General features: G+C 69.7%; 16 protein-coding genes and 2 tRNA genes. 6 read left to right on the top strand and 12 right to left on the bottom strand.

Features of this window, described 5'->3' with window-relative positions:
• Positions 1-68 precede the first annotated feature (68 nt).
• The gene (locus QSJ59_RS10140; protein ID WP_285758936.1) at positions 69-1,046 is read right to left on the bottom strand and encodes a DUF2157 domain-containing protein; all 978 of its coding nucleotides are present in this window, start codon (positions 1,044-1,046) and stop codon (positions 69-71) included.
• Positions 1,047-1,304: 258 nt separating this feature from the next.
• Here QSJ59_RS10140 and QSJ59_RS10135 point away from each other — a divergent pair, with 258 nt between their 5' ends.
• On the top strand, positions 1,305-2,381 hold the full coding sequence (locus QSJ59_RS10135) for a serine/threonine-protein kinase (RefSeq protein WP_285758935.1): 1,077 nt from the start codon (positions 1,305-1,307) through the stop codon (positions 2,379-2,381).
• A gap of 141 nt (positions 2,382-2,522) precedes the next feature.
• Here the strand turns inward: QSJ59_RS10135 and QSJ59_RS10130 are convergent.
• The 6 genes from QSJ59_RS10130 to QSJ59_RS10105 form a co-directional block, all read right to left on the bottom strand.
• Positions 2,523-2,595, bottom strand: a tRNA-Lys gene (locus QSJ59_RS10130).
• 84 nt (positions 2,596-2,679) lie between these two features.
• Complete coding sequence (locus QSJ59_RS10125) at positions 2,680-4,116, bottom strand: MFS transporter (protein ID WP_285758934.1); 1,437 nt, start codon at positions 4,114-4,116, stop codon at positions 2,680-2,682.
• 150 nt (positions 4,117-4,266) lie between these two features.
• Positions 4,267-4,339 (bottom strand) — tRNA-Lys (locus tag QSJ59_RS10120).
• 156 nt (positions 4,340-4,495) lie between these two features.
• On the bottom strand, positions 4,496-4,681 hold the full coding sequence (locus QSJ59_RS10115; protein WP_285758933.1) for a hypothetical protein: 186 nt from the start codon (positions 4,679-4,681) through the stop codon (positions 4,496-4,498).
• Between the two features lie 130 nt (positions 4,682-4,811).
• Positions 4,812-5,756, bottom strand: a complete 945-nt coding sequence (locus QSJ59_RS10110; RefSeq protein ID WP_285758931.1) for an N-acetylglucosamine kinase — start codon at positions 5,754-5,756, stop codon at positions 4,812-4,814.
• A 634-nt stretch (positions 5,757-6,390) separates the two neighbouring features.
• Positions 6,391-7,959, bottom strand: a complete 1,569-nt coding sequence (locus QSJ59_RS10105) for an AfsR/SARP family transcriptional regulator (RefSeq protein WP_285758930.1) — start codon at positions 7,957-7,959, stop codon at positions 6,391-6,393.
• A gap of 197 nt (positions 7,960-8,156) precedes the next feature.
• Between QSJ59_RS10105 and QSJ59_RS10100 the strand changes: the two genes are divergently transcribed.
• Complete coding sequence (locus QSJ59_RS10100; protein ID WP_285758928.1) at positions 8,157-9,113, top strand: MurR/RpiR family transcriptional regulator; 957 nt, start codon at positions 8,157-8,159, stop codon at positions 9,111-9,113.
• 86 nt (positions 9,114-9,199) lie between these two features.
• The gene (locus QSJ59_RS10095; RefSeq protein WP_285758927.1) at positions 9,200-10,114 is read left to right on the top strand and encodes an N-acetylmuramic acid 6-phosphate etherase; all 915 of its coding nucleotides are present in this window, start codon (positions 9,200-9,202) and stop codon (positions 10,112-10,114) included.
• A gap of 108 nt (positions 10,115-10,222) precedes the next feature.
• On the opposite strand, the gene QSJ59_RS10090 is transcribed toward QSJ59_RS10095, so the two are convergent.
• Complete coding sequence (locus QSJ59_RS10090) at positions 10,223-11,137, bottom strand: DUF4429 domain-containing protein (protein ID WP_285758926.1); 915 nt, start codon at positions 11,135-11,137, stop codon at positions 10,223-10,225.
• A gap of 159 nt (positions 11,138-11,296) precedes the next feature.
• On the bottom strand, positions 11,297-11,998 hold the full coding sequence (locus QSJ59_RS10085) for a SanA/YdcF family protein (protein ID WP_432707462.1): 702 nt from the start codon (positions 11,996-11,998) through the stop codon (positions 11,297-11,299).
• Between the two features lie 74 nt (positions 11,999-12,072).
• Here QSJ59_RS10085 and QSJ59_RS10080 point away from each other — a divergent pair, with 74 nt between their 5' ends.
• A complete protein-coding gene (locus QSJ59_RS10080; protein WP_285758925.1) occupies positions 12,073-13,626 on the top strand; it encodes a DUF885 family protein in 1,554 nt (517 codons plus the stop codon).
• A 52-nt stretch (positions 13,627-13,678) separates the two neighbouring features.
• On the opposite strand, the gene QSJ59_RS10075 is transcribed toward QSJ59_RS10080, so the two are convergent.
• Together QSJ59_RS10075 and QSJ59_RS10070 are read right to left on the bottom strand one after the other, a co-directional pair.
• Positions 13,679-15,049 (bottom strand): hypothetical protein, encoded by a 1,371-nt coding sequence (locus tag QSJ59_RS10075; protein ID WP_285758923.1) that lies wholly within the window; start codon positions 15,047-15,049, stop codon positions 13,679-13,681.
• 7 nt (positions 15,050-15,056) lie between these two features.
• Positions 15,057-15,695 (bottom strand): SanA/YdcF family protein, encoded by a 639-nt coding sequence (locus QSJ59_RS10070; RefSeq protein ID WP_285759551.1) that lies wholly within the window; start codon positions 15,693-15,695, stop codon positions 15,057-15,059.
• Positions 15,696-15,863: 168 nt separating this feature from the next.
• Between QSJ59_RS10070 and QSJ59_RS10065 the strand changes: the two genes are divergently transcribed.
• The gene (locus tag QSJ59_RS10065) at positions 15,864-16,883 is read left to right on the top strand and encodes an alpha/beta hydrolase (RefSeq protein ID WP_285758921.1); all 1,020 of its coding nucleotides are present in this window, start codon (positions 15,864-15,866) and stop codon (positions 16,881-16,883) included.
• Between the two features lie 61 nt (positions 16,884-16,944).
• Here the strand turns inward: QSJ59_RS10065 and QSJ59_RS10060 are convergent, their stop codons facing one another.
• Positions 16,945-17,616 carry an esterase/lipase family protein gene (locus tag QSJ59_RS10060; RefSeq protein ID WP_285759550.1) on the bottom strand — a complete coding sequence of 224 codons (672 nt, stop codon included), beginning with the start codon at positions 17,614-17,616 and terminating at the stop codon, positions 16,945-16,947.
• 14 nt (positions 17,617-17,630) lie between these two features.
• Between QSJ59_RS10060 and QSJ59_RS10055 the strand changes: the two genes are divergently transcribed.
• Positions 17,631-20,501 carry an ATP-binding protein gene (locus QSJ59_RS10055; protein ID WP_432707461.1) on the top strand — a complete coding sequence of 957 codons (2,871 nt, stop codon included), beginning with the start codon at positions 17,631-17,633 and terminating at the stop codon, positions 20,499-20,501.
• The last annotated feature ends 8 nt before the right edge of the window (positions 20,502-20,509 follow it).

Below are 20,509 nucleotides of genomic sequence, written 5' to 3'. Positions count from 1 at the left end.
ATTTGGCTACCGATAGGGCAATCGCCGGACACGCCGCTACCGGCGTTGCACCTCTGACCGGGGCCGGATCAGGCGGTGGTGTCAGAAGACTCGACCGACGGGCGCTCCCGATGCAGCAGCAGGCCGAGACCGCTCGCGGCGAGCAGGACCACCCCTGCGACCAGAATGACGGCGGCACCGCCGATCGCTCCGTCGGTCCAGTCCCAGATCGCCTCGGGAACGGCAAGGGTGACCCCGATGACCCCGGTGACCAGCAGGATCCAACTGCGCTCCCAGCGGTACAGCAGCAACGCGAGTGCGGCCACGACCAGGGTGAGCCCGTAGAAGACCTCCGCCAGGTCCGTGTCGGAGAGTGGCACCTGGACGCCGAGAAGGGCGAGCGCGGCACCGACCCCCAGCCCGACCCTGCGGTTGGGCAGCACCCCAGAGAGTGCGACGACGGCCCACACCAGCCCCAGGGCCAGGACGCTCAACCCGTAGGGCAACGAGGAGTTCCACGCCCCGAAGAAGTCCCACGTGGACGTGACCGCCCACAGGCTGAAAACGGCACAGGCCAAGAGACCGACGACCGTGGGCGCCGCCGCGTATCCGGCCACTGCCAGGACGAGTCCCACCAGGGTCGGGGCGAGGAAGGAGTCGGGTTCGAGGGCCACCCCCATGGCCATGGCCGCCGTGCAGGCCGTGAGCACGAACAGGGTCCCGGCGATACGGCGGCGCGCATCGGTCATGGTCGCCGACCCCAGCAGTCGTTCCCCCGCGGCGACCAGTCCACCGACTGCGGCCACCAGGGACACCGCCACCAGCATCGTGGTGCGCAGGACCTGGGTCAGATCGTCCCAGGAGGCCGAGACCAGCGCGACCGCTCCGGCGAAGACCAGGCCGCCCCCCAGGAAACCGACGAGCTCCGTCCAACGGACTCCGGCGCCGCTGTCCTCTGCAGCGCGCAGCGCTTCGGTGACCGCGGTCGCCTGGGAGGGGGTGAGAACCCCGTCGTCGACGAGACCGTGCAACGCGTGCGCGCGGGCTTCCGCGCCGTCCTGGGCCATATGATCGGCTCCTCTTTCGCTGGGTGTCGCGATGAACGACCCGACACTCCCATCCTCGCTGCCGCGCGCTCCAGTGACACCCCGCCGGGTACTCAATCACGGAAGTGAGTAGCCGGCTCGCCCCTCGGTGGTGCGGTGGACCATCGCGTTCTAAGCTCGGTCCAGCCCCCGCCCTCGCGACCATGGGACGGACGTCCGCGTGACAGCACTGCCCCCAGCCCGGTTCCCCGCCGTCCTCCCCGCGTCAAGGCACACGTCGTGAAGGCGCGTGGCCCGCGTCGCCTCGGTCGGCTGCACGCCGAGGACCCGGCCGAGATCGGCGGATACCGGCTGATCGGCCGGGTCGGTACCGGCGGGATGGGAACCGTGTACGCGGGTGCGGGCTCCGGGATCGACGGCTATCTGGCGATCAAGGTGATCCACCCCGAGCACGCGGTCGACCCCGAGTTTCGGCAGCGGTTCGCACGGGAGGCCCGACTGATGGTGCGGGTGGACAGCACATGCGTGCCACGGTTCATCCATGCCGACGTCGAGGCCGGACAACCGTGGCTGGTCACCGAGTTCGTGGCCGGTCCGACCCTGCGCCACCACGTGGAACGGTTCGCGCCGCTGCGGCGCGGCATGCTGCTGGGGTTGGCGGCAGGGGCCGCAGAGGCGCTACGGGCGATTCACACGGCGGGCATCGTCCACCGTGACCTGAAGCCGAGCAACGTGATCCTGGCTCCGGGGGGACCCAAGATCCTGGACTTCGGTATCGCCCAGGCCGAAGAGGACGCGACCCTGCATCTGCGGCTGCGCCGGATGCGGCGGCGGGCCAGAGCACTGGGGATCACGAACCCGCCCGATACACCGATGCGCCCCGGTGGGCCCGACTCGGCCGCCCCCCGCAGACGCAGCCAGTTGGGCACCCCCGGCTGGATCAGCCCCGAGCAGTACAGGGGGTTGCCGGTCACCGAACGCTCCGACGTCTTCCTCTGGGGTGCGTTGGTGGCCTTCGCAGCGGCCCGGCACGACCCTTTCGGGCACGGCACCCCCAAGGAACTCGCCGCTCGCGTCCTGAACGAGGAGCCCGACCTGTCGGGCCTGCCATCCAGGCTGGAGCAACTGGTTCTGGCCGCGATGGCGAAGAAACCGGCCGACCGCCCCACTCCCGGTGAGCTCTTGGCCGCGGTGCTGCCCATGGCCGGCCCGCCGCCCTCGCCTGACGCGACGGAACGCACCCGGGTACGCGCCCTGCTGGATGCGGAATGGACCGGGGTGTACGCCCGTCTCCCCAAACCGCCTCTTGTCCTGCCATGGGCGCGGGACACCGGGAACCGGCCGCGCAGCAGCTGACACATCAGATGCGTCGGCGCAACGGCGTACCAACGGTCACGAGCGCGGCCCGGGTCGGTCGAACCGGGTACCGAAACACCGAAACCCCCGGCCGGTACGCGATGATCAGCGTCCTGCCGGGGGCGACGAGGTGTCCTGCGGTGCGCCATCAGGGACTTGAACCCCGAACCCGCTGATTAAGAGTCAGCTGCTCTGCCAATTGAGCTAATGGCGCCTGTCGCGGGGCCTCACGGCGTCCCTTTCGACGAGGGAAACTCTACCCGATCAGCGGGACGAACCGTGCACGCCATCGCGAGGATCAGCGGCCGGCCTCGGCGTAGACCGGTTCCGGGGCCATCGCACGCGCACCGACATGGATCAGTGGGATCAACAGGAGGGCGACCAGTCCGAGAGCCGCGCTCCCTCCGAAGTCCACCAGGAAGGCGCCGCTGGTCGGGTAGAGCTCTCCCTGGGGCGTACCGATGACCAGCACGGCTGCGGCGAGCTGGGCGGAGATTGCCATGGAGATGTGTCGCACGATGGTGTTCACACCGTTGGCCGCTCCCAGGTTCTGCAGCGGAACCGATTCCGCGATCAGCACGGGGAGCACTGCGTAGGCGGTTCCTCCGGCCAGGCCGAGCAGGGCTGCGCCGACGAGGATGGCCGCCGGGTCGGCGCCGCCGAGGCCGATGACGAGAAGGCCGGCGACGCTGCCCACCGTGCCGATGAACAATGGCGGCCGGACCCCGAAGCGGGCAACGGCACGACCGGTCACCGGGCCGGCCAGCATGGTGGCCAGTGCAGCGGGAAGCATGAACAGACCGGCGTGGGCCACACCGATTCCCAGGCCGACTCCGCTCTCCACCGGGAGCTGAACGATCTGGGGGATGAGGAAGAAGGCGGCCGCCTGACCGACCGTGATGAAGAACGCGGTCAGGTTGGCGACCCACATGTTGCGTCGCCGCATCAGGGCCAGGTCGATGAGCGGGTCACGGACCCGGCTCTCGACCACCAGCAACAGCACGAGGGACAGCGCGCCCGCTGCCAGCAGCACGAGGGTCTGGGGAGCCGTCCACCCCCATGCCTCTCCCCTGCTGATCGCGGTGAGCGGCCCGCCCAGCGTGACACCGAGCAGGATGGCACCCGCCCAGTCGACGCGGCCGGCTGCGCGCTGTTCGCCCCCGGGGACGAACACGACGATCCCCACGAGTGAGATCAGCGTCATCACCGCGGTGGCCCAGAACAGCCCCTGGTAGCCGAGTTGGTCGGCTATCAGTCCGCCGACGGGAAGCCCCAACGCGCCACCCAGCCCGAACGTGGAGCTGATGAGCCCCATGCCGAAAGCGGCCTGATTACGGGAGAGGCTCTGTCCCAAGATGGCGAAGGACAGTGGGAAGACCCCGCCTGCGCAGCCCATGATGACCCGGCCGGCGATCACCATCTCCAGCGAGGCCCCCGTCGCGGAGACCACCGCCCCTAGGCCGAAGAGCAGGAAGATCGCGATCAACACGGGTTTTTTGCCCAGGAGGTCGCCCAACCGTCCGGAGAGGACGGTGAGTGCCGCCGACGAGACGAAGAAACCGGTGATGACCCAGGCGACGCTGCTGGCATCGGCCCCCGTCGCGGCCTGGATCTGGGGGACGACGGGCACGATGGTGGTCTGCGCGACGGCGTAGGTAAGCCCGGCGAATACCAACGGGGCGATGATGCGAGCGGGTCTTGGGGACACGGTGAGCTGGGCGGACGAGAGCGCCACGCCGTACCTGACTTTCCTGGGAGGGGTAAGTAAACAACGCTTACATCCTGCCAAAGGATGAAATCGGTTGGTACATCCACCCTGGGAAACACGAAAAACGGCCCGCACCGATCAGGAGAACCTGTCAGTGCGGGCCGTTGTGTGCTCGTGTGCGCCATCAGGGACTTGAACCCCGAACCCGCTGATTAAGAGTCAGCTGCTCTGCCAATTGAGCTAATGGCGCTCGCCTCGCGGCGTCGTCGCCCCGGACTTACGGCCGTTGCGACGTGGACAACCTTAGCAGCCCGAAAGTGGCATCGCGAACGGTTTGGACCTGGGGTCCGCTGATCACCCGACCCGTTGGATGCGGGTGATCAGCGGCTTTTGCGGACAGGAGTGGTCAAGACCACGCCAGGACCACCGCGACGATGATGCCGATCGCCACGACCACGCCGATACCGGCGAGGACGTACGGGGTGACGGGACGCTTGGGCGCGGCCTCGGGCTCATTGTTCTCTGCGACGAAGCGGCGGAACATCTGCGTCGAGCCGGCGGGATCCATCTTCGGTTCTTCGTTCTGTGACATGGGCTCGACACTAGCGACTCACAGCCACTCCTCGAAGCGCCCGGGAACATGGATCCGGTCGCGTCGCACGACTTTCACGACCGGACCGAAGGTTTTTCCCGTAGTGAGAGGGCGAAGACGCGCTCCACGCCTACCGGACACCGTCGATCAACCGGGCATGCGCGAGGATCGACTGTCCGTTTCTGCGCAGTGCGAGCCCGGCCGCACCGAACTCGCCGGGAGCCGCTCCGACCGCTGTGATACCGAAGCGCCGCGTGAGACCTTCGCGGACCAGGTCGGCAACCGGTCCCGTGGCCAGGACCGCACCGGACAGGACCACCGGTCCCGGTTCGATCTCGGGGGCGACCGCGGCGAAACCGGCGAGCAGACGTTCGGCCGCGGACGCGGTGATCGCGGCTGCGACCTCGTCTCCGGCTCGTGCCGCCTCCGACACCTCCGGGGCCAGCCTCCCGAGTTCGGCCGGCGCGATCTGGTAGACAGCACCGATGATCGCCTGCGGTCGTCCCCGGGCCACGCCGAGGGCTGCGGCGATCAGGTCGACCAGGACCGTTGGACGGCCTCGACCGTCCAACGCGGCCAGCGCGGCGCGTACTCCCTCGGTCGCCAACCAGACCGCCGATCCCTCGTCCCCGAGCCACCAGCCGTACCCGTCGCAGCGCCGCACCACCTCGCCTCCGTACAGCCGTGCGGCGACCGCTCCGGTACCGGAGATGAGTACGACCCCGTCCCCCGCGGCGCTGCCCGCAGCGAACGCCACGGTGATGTCGTCTCCGACGTGCGGGGTGCCTGGCAGGCCGAGCCCTTTCCACGCCCGCAGAGCGATGTCCTCGGCGTGCCCGTGCCCGGCAGCGCCGGCACCGGATACACCGAACACCCCGCCGACGACGCTTACCGGCCCTGCCAGGTGAAGAGCCTCCCCTACGGCCTGACCCAGCGCGGCTTCCGGGTCTGCGCTGGAGCGCTGGTTGGCGCCTCCTGCGCGCGCTCGCGCCCGTACCCGGCCGTCCAGGGCAGCGACGAGGCAACGGGTAGAGGTCCCCCCGGCGTCAACCCCGATGACGACTTGCTCACTCATGCCCGAACCTTACAGAAGGGTCGATAATCGACTATGGCGACATTCCGTAAGGCGAGCGAGTTTCGGTTGACCGTGCCGAATATCAGTCACGAAGTCCGGCCGACGAACTCCCGATTTTTGGATTAACCGAAAACTGGTTATCCATCTTTCCTTAGGTCAACGACCTGGGAACTCGGTTCGGCGAACAGAGGCGGCACGTCGGCCACGCTGCTTTGTCCGGGATTCCCGGAACCTCCGGGAGCACACGCCTGTTGTTGTGCCGTACCGAGGGGTGCCGCGCAACAATCACGCGTCCGAACCGGCCGTCAGGTCCGCCTCGGCTTCCGACAGCCTCCCCGAACCCGACGTGCAAGGTGATCCGCAACGGCCCGGAGTCCGCTCTTCCGTCGGCTTTCATCCCTGCGCCCCCGGTGAAAGCCGATCATCAGCGGGCTGTAAGCCGGGTGGGGCATCCTGAACTCAGGCGGCCGGCTTCCCCGCGGCCGCAGGGGACTCGCAGAGCACGCTCTGCGGGGGGTTGGTGGGACGGTCACGCGGCTGTGCGAGGAAACCGCGTGGGCCCTGTGGGGGCGCTTGGCGAGATCGGCGGGGGGTCTTGCTATCTTTCCGAGCGCCCCGCCCCTCCCCCGGATCCTCACGGCCGCTCCCCCAGCAAGAACCTGGGATCTCCGCCGAGCGCCCCCCTCATCCGTTCGACAGGGTCGCCGACGCACCGTTCCATCACCCTGCGGACCACGGAACCCACACCGCTGTCCGGATGTGTCACCAACCAGGCCGCGGCAATGCGCAACGGCAAGGGCAGGCGTTCGGTGACTTCGAACAACAAGGCCACGGCATCGGGTTCGGCCACGACCCGCTGCATACCGAGGACTTCTATGAGCAGTTCCCACGCCTCGGCCTCGGTGAGTGCATCGACCTCCAGCGCCATCAGGCCGTCGCGGACGATGAGATCGGCAAGCCAGAATCTGCTGGTCACCACGACCGCGCACGAACCCGTACCCGGCAACAGCGGTCGAACCTGGTCGGCGGACCAGGCGTTGTCCATCACCATGAGCAACCGCCTGCTCGCGAGTACCGAGCGCAACAGTGCCGAGCCCTCGTCGATGTCGGCCGAGGGCGGTGTATCCGTACCGAGTGCGCGCAGAAGACCGCTCAACACCTCGCCGGGGGCCTTGGGCACTCCGCCGGCTCCTCGCAGGTCGACGTAGAGCTGGCCGTCGGGGAAGCGCGTGGCGGCCAGGTGCGCCCATCGCACCGCCAGGGCACTGCACCCGCTCCCCGGACGCCCGCTGAGCAGGACACCGTGGCCCTGGTCCGCGGCCAGCAGCTCCACGGCGCTCAGATGCGCACGACGCCCGGTGAAGTGGGCGATGTCAGGAGGAAGTTGAGCAGGAATCGCCCGGGACAGCGGGAAGGGTTCGTGTATGCCGCGCTGCCGGGGCACGACAGTGGGCTCTCCACGCAGGATGGCGTGGAAAACGCGTTGCAGGGCGGGCCCGGGATCGATCCCCTGTCGATCGGCCAGCACGGCCCGGGTGCGCTCGTAGACCTCAAGCGCCTCGCTCTGGCGTCCCACCCGGTACAGCGCGGTCATCACCCGCTCCACCAATACCTCTCGATGGGGGAAAGAGGCCAGCAAAGGCGCCATTGCGGAGGCGACGCGCTCGTAGCGCCCCAGCAGCAGCTCGACTTCGGCGCACCGCTCAGCCGCGCCCAGGAGTTCTTCGACCGGTCGGTCCTCGTCGGTCGCCCGGGGAGCGGCAAAAGCCACGTCGTCCAGAATCGGACCGCGCCACAGCAGCAGGGCGCGGACAAGCGCATCGGACTCACCCGGAAGGTCTCCTGCGGCCCTTGCGGTACGGGCCGCGGCGAGGAGCGCCCGACACTGCAGGAGGTCCAACTGATTCTCGGTCAACTCGATCCGGTAACCGTTCGCACCGTTGAGAATCGGGACAGCGGCGCCCTGTCGTCCCAGCAGTGCGCGCAAGCGCACCACATGGACCTGAAGTGCGCCGCGGTAGGCGTCCTCGGTAGCCTCCGGTCCCCACATCCGCACGATGAGTTCGGCGACCGGCACCGTCCTGTTCGCACGCAGCAGGAGGGCTGCCAGCAGCGCGCGCCGCTTCCGCCCCTGGATCCGGATCGGGGTGCCCGCGCTCTGAACCGTGAGCTGGCCGAGCACTCCGAACGAGAGGTCCGTCACTGTGGCCCCCGTAAGCTGGACGCACTTTCCCTTGCCGTGTGCGGCTTGAGGGTCCCGAGCGACTACAGGGTGCCCGGCGGCCTGTGCGACACGCAATCGACAGTCCGGCAAGCCCACACTTGTGTAACCGCCAGAATTAGCCATCGCTCCTCGGAGCCCATTGACTCCGACCCTTCTGAAGAAAGAAACTTTCGGGCATGAACCAGGCGGCGAAGAGAACCGACACGGACGCCTCGACAACCGAGGACCGTCCGGCACCCAACACCGTGCTGCGCATACGTTCCCTATTGCCCTCATTCGCTCCGGCCGAACAACGAGTAGCCCAGCGGATCATCGACGACCCCGAACGGGTCTCCGCCTCCTCGATCACCCAGCTGGCCAAGGACTGCGACACTTCCGAGGCCACGGTCATCCGGTTCTGCCGCACCATCGAGTTCACCGGCTACCGTGAACTGCGCCTTGCCCTGGCCACCGAGGTCGGACAGGAACGCGGCGCACGCGGGAGCACGGTCGAACCGGTCGGCGACATCAACCCTGACGACACACTCGTCACCGTGGTGCAGAAAATCGCCTTCTCCGACGCGCGTGCGGTCGAGGAGACCGGATCACAACTGGACGTGGCGGTCCTGGAGCGAGTTGTCGAGGCGCTGGCCACGGCCAGGCGCATCGACATTTACGGCGTCGGAGCCAGCGCCTTTGTCGCAGCGGACTTCCAGCAGAAGCTGCACCGTATCGGCTTGGTCTCCTACTGCTGGTCCGATTCCCACGTGATGCTGACAAGCGCGGCGGTCCTCAACGCCGACGACGTGGCGGTGGCGATCTCCCACAGCGGCTCCACCGTGGACACCATCAATGCGCTGACCGAGGCACGCCTGCGAGGGGCCACCACGGTCGCCATCACCAACTTCCCACGATCGGCCATCAGTCAGGTGAGCGATCACGTCCTCACCACCGCTGCTCGCGAGACCACCTTCCGCTCCGGTGCCACCGCGAGCCGTCTTGCCCAGCTGACCGTGATCGACTGCGTCTTCGTCGGCCTGGCCCAACTGCGCTACGCCGATACTCGCGACGCGCTGGAGTCGACCTACGACGCAGTACGCGGCCTACGGGTGGACCGCGAGGACCGACGCAGGCCACGCGGCCGCGAGGGTTAGAGTGACCAGCCGAAATAGGGGGTCCGACACGCGGACCGGGCATGGACGATGACTGTGTGGCGGCCGCCACGGGGAGAGGAGACGGGATGAGACCGACACCGGTGGAGATCGTGCGTGTTCCGACCGAGGCCAGGAACCGCGCGACACATGACATCGACTTACTGTCCACGCTGGACGTCCTGCGCCGGATCAACAGCGAGGACGCGACCGTCCCGCACTCGGTGGCGCAGGTCCTCCCCGAGCTGGCCGCCGCCGTCGACCTCGGGGTAACGGCTCTGCGGGGCGGGGGAAGACTGCACTACTTCGGGGCGGGCAGCTCGGGTCGGCTCGCCACGATGGACGCGGCCGAACTCCCCCCGACCTTCGGAATCCCCGGGGACCGAGTGGTCGCTCACCATGCCGGCGGCGGAAACGCCCTGGTCCAGGCGGTCGAGGGGATCGAGGACGATTTCGATTTGGGCCGCACCGACGCCGCCGAAGTCACCTCGGGCGACTTGGCGGTCGGCCTGGCCGCCAGCGGGCGCACACCCTACGTCGCAGGAGCCCTGCGCAGAGCACGTGAGGCAGGGGCGCACACCGTACTGATCAGCGCCAATCCAAACGCGCCACTGGCCACGGAGTGCGACGTGCACGTGGGAGTGGACACCGGCGCCGAGGTGATCGCCGGATCGACCCGGATGAAGGCCGGAACCGGACAGAAACTGGCACTCAACGCTTTCTCCACCGCGGTCATGATCAGGATGGGCTACACCTACTCCAACCTGATGGTCGGTGTGGTGGCGAGCAACGCCAAGCTGCGCGGCCGGATGGTCACCATCCTGACCGAGGCGACCGGACTTCCCGAAGCCGCGTGCGCCGATGCCCTGAACCGTGCTGACGGCGACACCAGGATCGCCCTGGTGTGTCTGCTGACCGGCGCCGAGGTCACAGTGGCAGCCGGAGCCCTGCACGCCGCGAGCGGGTCGGTCCGGGCCGCCCTCCGCGAACTCCAGGGCGGCTAGAACGGGCGTGTCGGGCCCCGTACCTTCCCCTGGCCCGGCACTTCCCAGCGGGGTCCGCGCAGAACGGGTCTGCGCGGACCCCGCTCCCAGCGGCTTTGCTCCCCCGGATCAACTGTCTTCGGGCAACCGGTTGGCGGCGTGCAGGCGCGGCAGCAGCGACTGCTTGGCCGCGGTGAACTCGTCCTCGGTGAGGATGCCGTCACGGTAGAGGTCCCCGAGCTCGCGCAGTTGGCGCAACAACTCCGCGGAGGTGTCGTCACGGTCGGGGCGACCGCCCTCCCGTAGCCGCAGCGCCCCCGCTTCGGGCACGGCTGTATCGGCCGCCGGATGCGGCAGCCTGGCGAGGATGGCGGCGGCCACGAGCAGGGTGGACCAGTTCTCCTTCTCGAACCCGGTGAGGCGCAGCGCATAGGGATCGTGGGTGATGGGAAGGTTCAACCGCGCCCCTTTGACGTGGAACTGCAACCGCCCGTACCCCATACCGCTGGAAGGGGCCCAGTCCACACTCTCCAGCTCGGCCAGCTCGATCCGTTGCGGCCCCGCGGCGGTCTTGGCAGCGGGTGCGCCCCAGTTCCAGGCCAGGCGGATGCTCTCGCCGTCGAACTCCGCGGTCCCCTCGGTTCCGCCGCCCGTCACGGGGATACCGGGGCCGGGCATGAGGTAGCGGTTGGTGGGACCGGCGGGCACCCCCTCGAGTTGGAGGGTCGTGCGCAACTGGTCGGCGAAGTACTCGGCCACCCCGGTGCGGCCGGCCTCGACGAAGAGACGGTAGGGGTCGGCGGCGTCGGCAAGCCGGCCTGCGGCGACCTGGATGAACGGGTCGGCCCCTTCGCGCATGCGCAGCCGGAGCCGGCCGCCTTTGCGGGCGGGTTCGTAGGCGATCCCGGCGATCGCCTCGAACGGGATGGCGATCTCCCCGAGTGCTTGGCGCAGCTTGTGCACCTTCCAGTTGGCGGCGGGCACGATTCGTACCCCCTCGCCGTGCAGCGACCACGTCCCGTTCCGCCCAATGACCTCAACCATGGGGAGAGTCTAGAGAGCCGGGCAGCGACGGTTGCGCCCGTGGGCGAGGGCAGGGCGTCGGATCGGTTGTTCGGTTCCCTCGGGTTCGGCCGTGTGCCCCGTACGGGGCACGCGGCAGGGCGGAGTCAGCTCGACGAGGACCGCAGCGCCCGCCGGCGCCTATCGCTCGACCGCCAGCGCGTCGTCCACTCCCGGTTCGTACGGGCCGAGGAAAGTGGGGTCGGGGCGCAGCAGTGCGTCGGCGACGGCCTTGAAGGCGGCCGGGACCTCGCGGAAATGACCGTAGATCGTGGCTGTCACCCGGTCGGTGCCCTGCCCGGGGTCGCCCACGCCGATGGCGTCCAGCCCTGCCCTCTTGCACAGCGCCACCGCCCTCGGCAGATGGAACGACTGGGTGACGACGGTGACCGCCTCGACCCCGAAGACCTCTCTGGCCCGCACGCACGACTCCCAGGTGCTGAATCCCGCGTAGTCTCCGGCGATCTTTTCCTCGGGCACCCCGGCCCCGACCAGGTAGGCGGCCATGGCGTCGGTCTCGTTATAGGTCTCCCTGCTGTTGTCGCCGCTGACCAGAACCGCCTCCACCCGGGCTTGGTGGTACAGCTGGGCGGCAAGGTCCAGCCTTCGCTCAAGCAGACGGGTCGGCGAACCGTCGGGACGCACCCCCGCTCCCAGGACCAGCGCCACCGGCCGGTGGGGGGTCTGCCCGGCAGCGAACCGGTCACCACTGGTGGAGGCGTGCAACCAGGTGATCGGCGCGAGGCCAAGCAGCACCGCGGCGGCCAGCACCCCGGCGACGGGTCCGGGTCTGCGCCACCATCGGCGGGCCCGGGCCCGCTCGTCTTCTCTCTGAGTCGTCACATCCCTGTCCGACGAGCAAAGGACGCCTATTGTTCCTGGACGACCGGGACCGATCTCGCCGTAGGGTCGTGCGCATGCATGAGCTGCCCGAACGGCTGCGCGCCGTCGCCGATCTGATGGTCTCGGATGTACGGGAGGGGGCTGGTCGCCACGAATACGACGGCCGGACCGCCGACCTGTCACCAGAAGGAGTGATCACCGGGCTGGCCCGGCTCGGGACCGGAGAGCCCTTGGAGGACCGGCATGACGAAGCCCACCTTCTCGCCTTCGAGGACGCCCTGCGTCTGAGCCTGGGCGACCTGCAACTCCACCGCTCCAACCCGCTCTACCACCTGGGTGAGCTCGACCTCGCCTGCTACGACAAGGAGTACGCTCCCGCGGCCGAGCGCATGGCTGCCAGAGAACGTCACCTCACTGCCTGGCCCGAAACCGTCGACTCCGCAATCGCTGCGCTCGACCGGGTGAGCGCTCCGGTCGCAACCGCATTGCTGGGGACGGCACGGGGACTGGCCGACGCCGTACCGGACGATGCTTCCGAAACCCTGCGCGCCGTCGCACTGTCGGCACACGCCCGGCTCGTCGGCCACCTGGAGCGCGCAGCGGCCGAGGGCGAGCCGAGCGCGGCGCTGGGCGGTGCCGCACTGGCCCGGCTCATGGGCGTCCCCGAAGCCGTGGAGGTGGACCTGGGCCGACTGGCCGAGCGGGCCGACGCCGAGCGCAACCGGCTGATGGAGCGGTTGACGGAGTCGGTCGCCCGGATCGACTCGGCACGGCCTCCGCTGGAGGTGGCACGGGAACTGGTACGCGACCACCCCGACGCCGACGGAGTGGTGAACGCGGCCCGGACCTGGACCGAGCACGCCATCGCCTTCACCCGCGAACGCGACCTCGTGCCCTACCACGACGGCGCCTGCCGGGTGGAGACGGCGCCGGCATCACGGCGCTGGGCGATGGCCATGCTGACGTGGGCGGCGGCCGGTGAGCCCGACGGGCCCACCTACTACCACATCAGTCCGCCCGACCCCGGGTGGCCGGATGTCGAGGCCCAGGAGTGGCTGGAGGTGTTCAGTGCCACGACCCTGCCCGGGATCACCGTGCACGAGGTCGCACCCGGTCACTTCTCGCACGGACGCGCACTGCGTCGGGCTCCCTCCCCCGTACGCAGGACGCTGTTCTCCCCGACCTTCGTCGAGGGATGGGCGCACTACGCCGAGGAACTGTGCGTGGAAGAGGGGTTCGGCCCCTACGCCGAACGGACGACGTCCGGCTCGGGCTTCACCGCCGCGCACTTCGAGGTGGGCGTCTGGTTGGAGGCGCTGATCCGGGTGACCCGGCTGGCGTCGGCGATCGGTGTGCACACCGGGGCCATGACCGTGGAGGAAGCCGCGCTCCGCTTCGCCGCCGACACCCACATCACCGGGCCTGCGGCGCTGTCGGAGGCGCGTCGGGCCACCTTCGACCCCACCTACGGACGCTACACCTGGGGCAAGTTGGAGATCATGGAGCTGCGTGAGCGGGCGCGGCGCGAATGGGGCCCGGAATTTGGCACCAAGCGTTTCCACACCGCCATGCTGGACCTGGGTGCTCCACCGCTGGGACTGCTCGGGACGGCAGTGGAGCGCGGCTGACCGGACCGGCCGTGTCGCCGGGGCTGCCGGCCCCGGCGACACCGGGACGGAACTAGCGTCCGCCGCCGAAGAACCGGCCCAGCAGGCCGCCCTGCTCGGGCTGCTGGGCCTGGGGGGCGGCCTGAGGCGCCGGGGTGGACTCCTGGGCCGGCTTCTCGTCGGATTCCAAGCCTGCGAAGGAACGGAAGTCCGCCCGGTTGCCGGGAAGGCCCCATGCGGTGACGACCTCGGCGAGCCCGCCCTCCTCCCAGGCGTCGGCGGTGATGTCGCCGATCGCGGCGACGACTTCGCGCTGCTGCGTCTCGAAGCCGTCCAGACCGGTGGCGGGGGCGCGCTCGGCGTGGCGCGGCCCAAGGGCCATCTCCAGCGCGTTGGCGGCGACCACGCCCTGGCCTTCGCCGCCGGTATAGGCGAAGACCCTCTTGAGCTGACCGACGCCGGCCTGGCGTACGTCCTCGTCGTCGACTCCGCTGAGCAGAAGCATGCCCAGGTGGGTGGGCTCGATCGGACCGGACTGGGGCAGGGATGCCCCGAGGTGGTCCTCCCAGTAGTCGGAGCCGGTCAGCAACGCCAGGGCCTGCTCGGGAACGGCAGGGCCGTGGATCTGGGCCAGGGCGACCGCAGCAGCGAAGGCGAGGTCGGAGTCCGCGGCGGTGAGGAGCTGGGCAAGGTGCACGGTCGCGGTGACGTCCGCGGGGTCGGACAGCATTCCCATGGCCCAGACTTCCGCCGGCAGGGGACGCAGCGCCGGATAGGGGGAGGAGGAGTCGCCGGCGCCCACCAGAGCGGGCAGGATCAGGTCGGCCTCCTCGGGGAACCAGGCAAGGATGTAGGCCACCCACTCGGCTACGGCGTCACCGCCCCGGTTCTCCCGGCCCTCCAGTAGTTCCAGGAGCGCGGGGAGTCGCTCGCGCACTGCTTCGTGGACGGCGAGTTCGGCGGCGAGAATATGTGTTCCGTTGTCGTGCTCCAGCGCGCGCAGACGGCTCTGGATCCGGCGGTACTGCTGTTCGTCGGGGGCATCGGCCAGCCACTCCCGGTACTGGGCGCGTACCTTCTCGACGTCGGTGGTCGCGGCCCAGGCGATCTCGTCGCGCCACAGTGTGATGTCGCGGAGAACCGGAAGGTGGTCGGCCATCGACGGGACAGTGAGTTCCTGCAACAGGTTGACCACGTTGTGTCGGCCGCGCAGCCAGGTCTCCCCGGCAAGGCGGACAAGGAACTCCACCACCTCGGGTGCGGCAACATGCCCCGGCGCGGGGAAGCAGAGGATTTCGTGGAGTTGCAGGAGGGACTGCTCCTGCTTCTCGGTGGCCACCCCGCGCAGCAGATCGGGGATCTCGCTCCCGCGCTCGGGGGCGAGAGCGGTCCAGTCGATGTCGTCCAGGCCGTGCAGCGGTTCGGATCCGTGGTTTGACTCCATGGGGAGATTATGTCGCCTTCGCCAAGCGCTCGACCTCGTCCGCTGCTCCGGTGCTGGTGTCGGCGGGTGCGGGACGCAGGACCGCATCGCGCAGCGCCTTGGTGTTGGCCCCGAACTCGCGGACGTAGCCGTAGGCGGTCGCCCTGGACCGGCCGGCCAGACTCGGATCCCCCACACCGACAGCGTCCAACCCGGCAGCGCGCGCCAGCGCAACCGCGCGCGGGAGGTGGAAGGACTGGGTGACGATGACGGCGGAACGCACTCCGTAGGAATCACGGGCCCGGGCGCAGGTGTCCCAGGTACGGTAACCGGCCGGATCTGCGGTGATGGCGCCCTCGGGAACTCCCCGCCGGACGAGGTAACGCGTCATGACATCGGTCTCGCGCCCCGAACAGGGGCGATTGTCACCGGAGACGAGGACCGCGCCGACTTTCCCTGCGCGCACCAGTTCAACGGCGATGTCCAGGCGACGGGCCAGGAGCAGGGTCGGCTGACCGTCGGACCGTACGCCTGCACCCAGCACGATCGCCACCGGCCGGGCGGGAACGGCCGCGGGGGCGAATCGGTACCGGGCGCTGGCCAGGTAGGTCCACGCGGTGGGCCCGGCCGCCAGTGCGGCCCCGCCCATGAGGGCGCCCACCACCATCAGTGTCTCGATCCGCACGCGCTTCCGACTCCTCACCGGGGCGGCGTCGCCACCGCCCTGTTCATGGCCGACGACGTCTGCGCCGGCTGGAATCTCGACCTTAGGGGTTTTCGGTGCCCGAACCGCGCGGGCCACCGCAGGAGGACACGGTCTCACTACCATCGGGACATGAGCACACTCACGGCTGGCATGGTCCGCTTTCTCCTAGGACCGTCGAATCCGCTGCTGCCCCTGCTGGCCGGCCCGGACCTTCCGGTGGACGGACAGCGTGTCCCCGACTCCATCCGGTTGATACTCCGCCTGGGGGCGAACGGAACCGACCCGTCCGAGCCGGTCACGACGGCGGCCCGGGACGGGCTCGACCGGGTGTCGGTGCTGCTGGGAGCGGGCGCAGGGCGCGATATCGCGGTGCGCGACGTGCTGGTCCCCGGCGGCGCGGGGCCTTTGCCCGCGCGGGCCTATCTTCCGCCGCGGCCGAGTGGCGGTCTGCTCGTGTTCTTCCACGGGGGCGGATGGGTTCGGGGCAGCATTCGCAGCCACGACGCACTGTGCCGGGTTCTGGCCCGGTATTCGGGGTCCCACGTGGTGTCGGTCGCCTACCGGTTGGCTCCGGAACATCCGTTTCCCGCTGCCGTGGACGACGCGTACGCCGCCTACGCCCACCTGGCCCGGACCGCCCGCACCGGGTACGGTGCACGTCGGGTGGCGGTGGGCGGCGACAGCGCCGGAGGCAACCTGGCGGCGGCGGTCGCCCACCGGTTCGCAGCCGAGGCGGAGATACGCCCCTGCCACACACTGCTCGTCTACCCCGGCATCGATTCCGACATCCGGCGCTACGCCTCCCAGAACCGTCTGGGCGAGCAGGACCTGTTGTTGACGACGGCGTCGGTCGACGCCTTCATCGAGGCGTACTGCCCCGACCCCGCGCTGCGTACGGATCCGCGGTTCTCGGTGATAGGCGATGATCGGCTGACCGGGCTGCCCCCCACCCACGTCGTCACGGCCGGAATCGACCCGTTGCGTGATCAGGGCCTGGCCTACGTGCAGCGGCTGCGAGGGGCCGGCACCGATGTGGAGCACACCGATTTCCCCGGCCTGCCACACGGGTTCGCCAACCTGCTGGCCGCGCCCGAGGCGTACCGGGCCGTCGTCGCGCTGGCCGGTCGGCTGCGCGCCGCGCTGGCCTGAGAACGCCGCTCACGCCGGCCCCGGAGCGGGGAAGGGACCGGCGCGGGCGGCACCCCCGTGCTCAGGCGACGAAGTCGCGAACCTGGTTGATGACAGCGGAGTTGGACATCATGGCGACGTGTTCCAGACAACTGGTCCGGATGTTGGTGGCGCCGTCGAGGAGGGTGCTGTCCACCGGGTTGATGACGACGTCGCACGGAGAGCGGAAGGTCGCATAGGACACGTCACCGGGGGTGGGGTCGTCGGCGTTGAGTTCGGAGAGGAATTCCGAGCCCTGGCGCATCTCCTTGCAGGGCGTGATCAGCGACGTGCACAGGTTGGCGATGTTGGTCCCGTTGTTGGGCCCTCCGATGGACACCCAGTCGTCCACGTACTGCTGCCCGTCGCCGAACTTGAGGTACCAACGGGAGGAGAGCCCGCCCATCGAGTGGGTGACGATGTCCACCTTGGCCGCACCGGTACTCGTCCGGACCTGTTGAACGCGGTCCGACAACTGGGAGGCGATGGTCTTGTTGGAGCGCAAGGAGTCGTAGCTGAAGACGTGCAGCTGGTCGGCACGGTAGCCGTTGTCGATGAAGTTCTGCCGCATGGACGACCACTGGTTGCCCTTACCGCCGAAGCCGTGCACGAAGATCACCGGATCGTGCGCGTTGGCATGGGCTGCGGCGGCGGGGACCACGGATAGGGCGAGGGCTGCCGCCAGCGCGCAGGCGGCAGCAAGGAAAGAGCGCATCTGACCTCCGGAGAGTGCGGGATTGTCCGGAGTCTGCGGCACGGTCGTGCGCTCGCGCATCGGCTAATTCGCCGGTCTTCTTCTCAACTAGTTTACTAGCGCGTAACTTAGTAGCCGTGGTCATTGTGCCCCCGCTCACACAAGCCGCGCGGCTCCACGGTCGCGACCGAGAACAGTCCCATCTCGCTGATCTGCTGAGACGTGCGCGAACCGGGGAAAGTTCGGCGGTACTGGTGACCGGCGAAGCGGGCATCGGCAAGACCGCCCTCTTGGCGGCTCTGCGCGCCACAGCGGAAGGATTCGCCGTGCTCCAGGCGCGCGGAGTGCAGTCGGAGGCCGGGTTGGCTTTCGCCGGACTGCACCGGTTGCTCCTTCCCGTGGCCGATCGGCTCCCCCTGCTTCCCGAACAGCAGCGCCTGGCACTGGCCGCTGCGCTGGAACTGGGCGACACTCCCGTGCACGGGCGCTTCTTGTTGTCGGTCGCGGTGCTCGGCCTGCTGTCGGAGGCGGCCCGCGACCGGCCGGTCCTGGTCTGTGTGGACGACGTCCACCGGCTGGACGGCCCCTCCCTGGAGGCACTGGCCTTTGCCGCCAGACGCCTGGGGGCCGGGCGGATGGTCGTGGCCATCGCCACCGGTGAGGGCTGCGAGGACGGGGACGGAGCGCTGGCCGGGGTCGAGCGCCTGCGGCTGGAGGGCCTGGGCGCGGATGCGATCGCCGCGGTCCTCGCCGACCGCTCCCCCGTACCGATCGGCGACAGTACTCGCTCTGCCCTGGTCGCGGCGGCCTGCGGTAATCCGCTGGCAGCGGTGGAACTGGCGGATTCCCTCACTCCCGGACAACTTGTGGGGGCCGAACCGCTTCCTCAGCCGTTGCCGCCCGGCGGGGAGCTATGGGCCTCCTACGCTCGTCGGATCAGCGCGCTCCCCGAGCCGACCCGACGGCTGCTGCTCATCATCGCCGTCGAGGAGGACATGGACACCGCGACGCTGGTGCTGGCCGCCGAACAGGCCCAGATCCCGTTGTCCGCGCTGGATGCGGCCGAAGCCTGTCGGCTGGTGCGCGCCGACGCCGACCGCATCGCCTTCCGGCATCCACTGGTGCGCTCGGCCAGCTACTACGGCGCGGGGCTGGGCGAGCGGCGCGCAGCGCACCTGCTGCTGGCAGGAGTGTTCGATGCTGGGCGGCAACCGTTGCGACGGGCGTGGCACCGCGCCGTGACGGCGGTCCGGCCCGACCCCGAGTTGGCCGACGAACTGGCCCAGGCCGCAACGACGGCGCGCACCGGCAGCGGATACGCCGCGTCCGCCGTGCTCTTCGAACGCTCTGCCGACCTGACCCCGGACCCTCCGGTTCGGGCCGACCGGCTGGGCGAGGCGGCCCGCGACGCCTGGCTGGCGGGACAACCGGTGCGGTCCCGGCGGCTCCTGGACCGGGTGCGCGAACTGGGCACCGACAGTGGGGGACGGGGGCGGGCCGAGTCGCTAGGGGGCGAGATCACGCTGCGCAGCGGTATCGCGGTCCACGCCCACGAAACACTCCTGGACGCGGCCCACCGGCTGCTGCCCGGGCACCGCACACGTGCCCTCCATGCCTTCGTCCAGGCCGGCGAGGCCAGTTGCCTGGCAGGGGACCACTCCCGCTACTTCGCCACCGCCGCTCGGGTCGCGGCGCTGCGCGGACCCGAGGAACGGGCCGAGGCGCGGATCGCCTTCGATTATCTGGCGGGGAAATCCGCCATGTTCCAGGGGCACTACGCGCAAGGACGTGACCACCTGGAGCGGGTGCTGTCCGACGCGGAACGACTCAACGAACCCGTGCAGCTGATCTGGGGGGCCTCCGCGGGGCTGCTCCTGGGGGACGACGTCCGCTCCCACGCCCTGGCCTCCCGGGCGGTGGGCCTGGCCAGACGGGCCGGGGCGGTCTCCGTCATCCCCCAGGCGATAGAAATCTTGTCCTACTCGGAGTTCTGGACCGGACGGCAGCCGCTGGTGGCCGCCAACGCGCTGGAGGGGGTGCGCCTGGCCGAGGCGACCGGACAGGAGAACTGCGCGAGCCACCACTTCGCAGCGTTGGCGCTGATCGCGGCCGTCCGCGGGGATGCGGCGACCTGCCGGGCACACGCCAGGGAGTCCGCGAGGGTGGCCGAGGCCCACGACCTTGGCCTGCCCGCTGCGCTGGGCGCGTGGGCGCTGGCGTTCCTGGAGCTGGCGTCGGGAAGAGCAGCGGAGGCGGCGAGCCGCCTCACCTCGCTGGCGGGTGCCGGTCCCGGGCGGGGGCACCGTGCCGTGCGACTGTTGAGCGCTCCGCACTTCGTGGAGGCCGCGGTGGGGGTCGGCAACCACAATCGGGCGCGCGCCGCGCTGAGCGCCTACCAACGCTGGGCCGAGGCGACCGGCCGGGACGGTCCGCGTGCCCTGGCCGCACGCTGCCGCGGGCTGCTTTCCGCCCCGGAGGAGGCCGAAGAGCACTTCACCGAGGCGTTGCGACTACACCGGGGCGGTTACCGGGATTTCGAACAGGCCCGCACCGAACTGTTGTTCGCGCAACTGCTGCGGCGTCGACGCCGGCCCCGGCTGGCCAGGGAACACCTGCACGGCGCTTTGGACACCTTCGAACGCCTGGACGTGGGCGTGTGGGCGGAGCGCGCCCGTGCCGAACTCCGCGCCACGGGCGAGTCGGTACGCGCGGCCCTGCCCACCGCGTTGGATGAGTTGAGCCCGCAGCAGTTGCGGATCGCACGTCTGGTTGCCGAGGGCGCGACCAACAGGGAGGCGGCCACCCAGCTCTTCCTGAGCCCGCGCACCGTGGACCACCATCTGCGCAACGTGTTCAGCCGGCTGGGAATCCGTTCCAGGGTGGAGTTGGCGCGGCTGCTCGGCTGATGCGTGGT

Origin of the sequence: Nocardiopsis ansamitocini (assembly GCF_030268225.1) — a bacterium.
GTDB classification, from domain to species: domain Bacteria; phylum Actinomycetota; class Actinomycetes; order Streptosporangiales; family Streptosporangiaceae; genus Nocardiopsis_D; species Nocardiopsis_D ansamitocini.
This window is presented reverse-complemented; position numbering and strand designations above follow the sequence as displayed.

Excerpts from the sequence above, each read along its gene's own strand:
- QSJ59_RS10140 (WP_285758936.1), bottom strand. The coding sequence starts at position 1,046 with ATGGCCCAGGACGGCGCGGAAGCCCGCGCGCACGCGTTGCACGGTCTC.
- QSJ59_RS10115 (WP_285758933.1), bottom strand. The coding sequence starts at position 4,681 with ATGTCACAGAACGAAGAACCGAAGATGGATCCCGCCGGCTCGACGCAG.
- QSJ59_RS10110 (WP_285758931.1), bottom strand. The coding sequence starts at position 5,756 with ATGAGTGAGCAAGTCGTCATCGGGGTTGACGCCGGGGGGACCTCTACC.
- QSJ59_RS10100 (WP_285758928.1), top strand. The coding sequence starts at position 8,157 with ATGAACCAGGCGGCGAAGAGAACCGACACGGACGCCTCGACAACCGAG.
- QSJ59_RS10095 (WP_285758927.1), top strand. The coding sequence starts at position 9,200 with ATGAGACCGACACCGGTGGAGATCGTGCGTGTTCCGACCGAGGCCAGG.
- QSJ59_RS10090 (WP_285758926.1), bottom strand. The coding sequence starts at position 11,137 with ATGGTTGAGGTCATTGGGCGGAACGGGACGTGGTCGCTGCACGGCGAG.
- QSJ59_RS10080 (WP_285758925.1), top strand. The coding sequence starts at position 12,073 with ATGCATGAGCTGCCCGAACGGCTGCGCGCCGTCGCCGATCTGATGGTC.
- QSJ59_RS10075 (WP_285758923.1), bottom strand. The coding sequence starts at position 15,049 with ATGGAGTCAAACCACGGATCCGAACCGCTGCACGGCCTGGACGACATC.
- QSJ59_RS10070 (WP_285759551.1), bottom strand. The coding sequence starts at position 15,695 with ATGGTGGTGGGCGCCCTCATGGGCGGGGCCGCACTGGCGGCCGGGCCC.
- QSJ59_RS10065 (WP_285758921.1), top strand. The coding sequence starts at position 15,864 with ATGAGCACACTCACGGCTGGCATGGTCCGCTTTCTCCTAGGACCGTCG.
- QSJ59_RS10060 (WP_285759550.1), bottom strand. The coding sequence starts at position 17,616 with ATGCGCTCTTTCCTTGCTGCCGCCTGCGCGCTGGCGGCAGCCCTCGCC.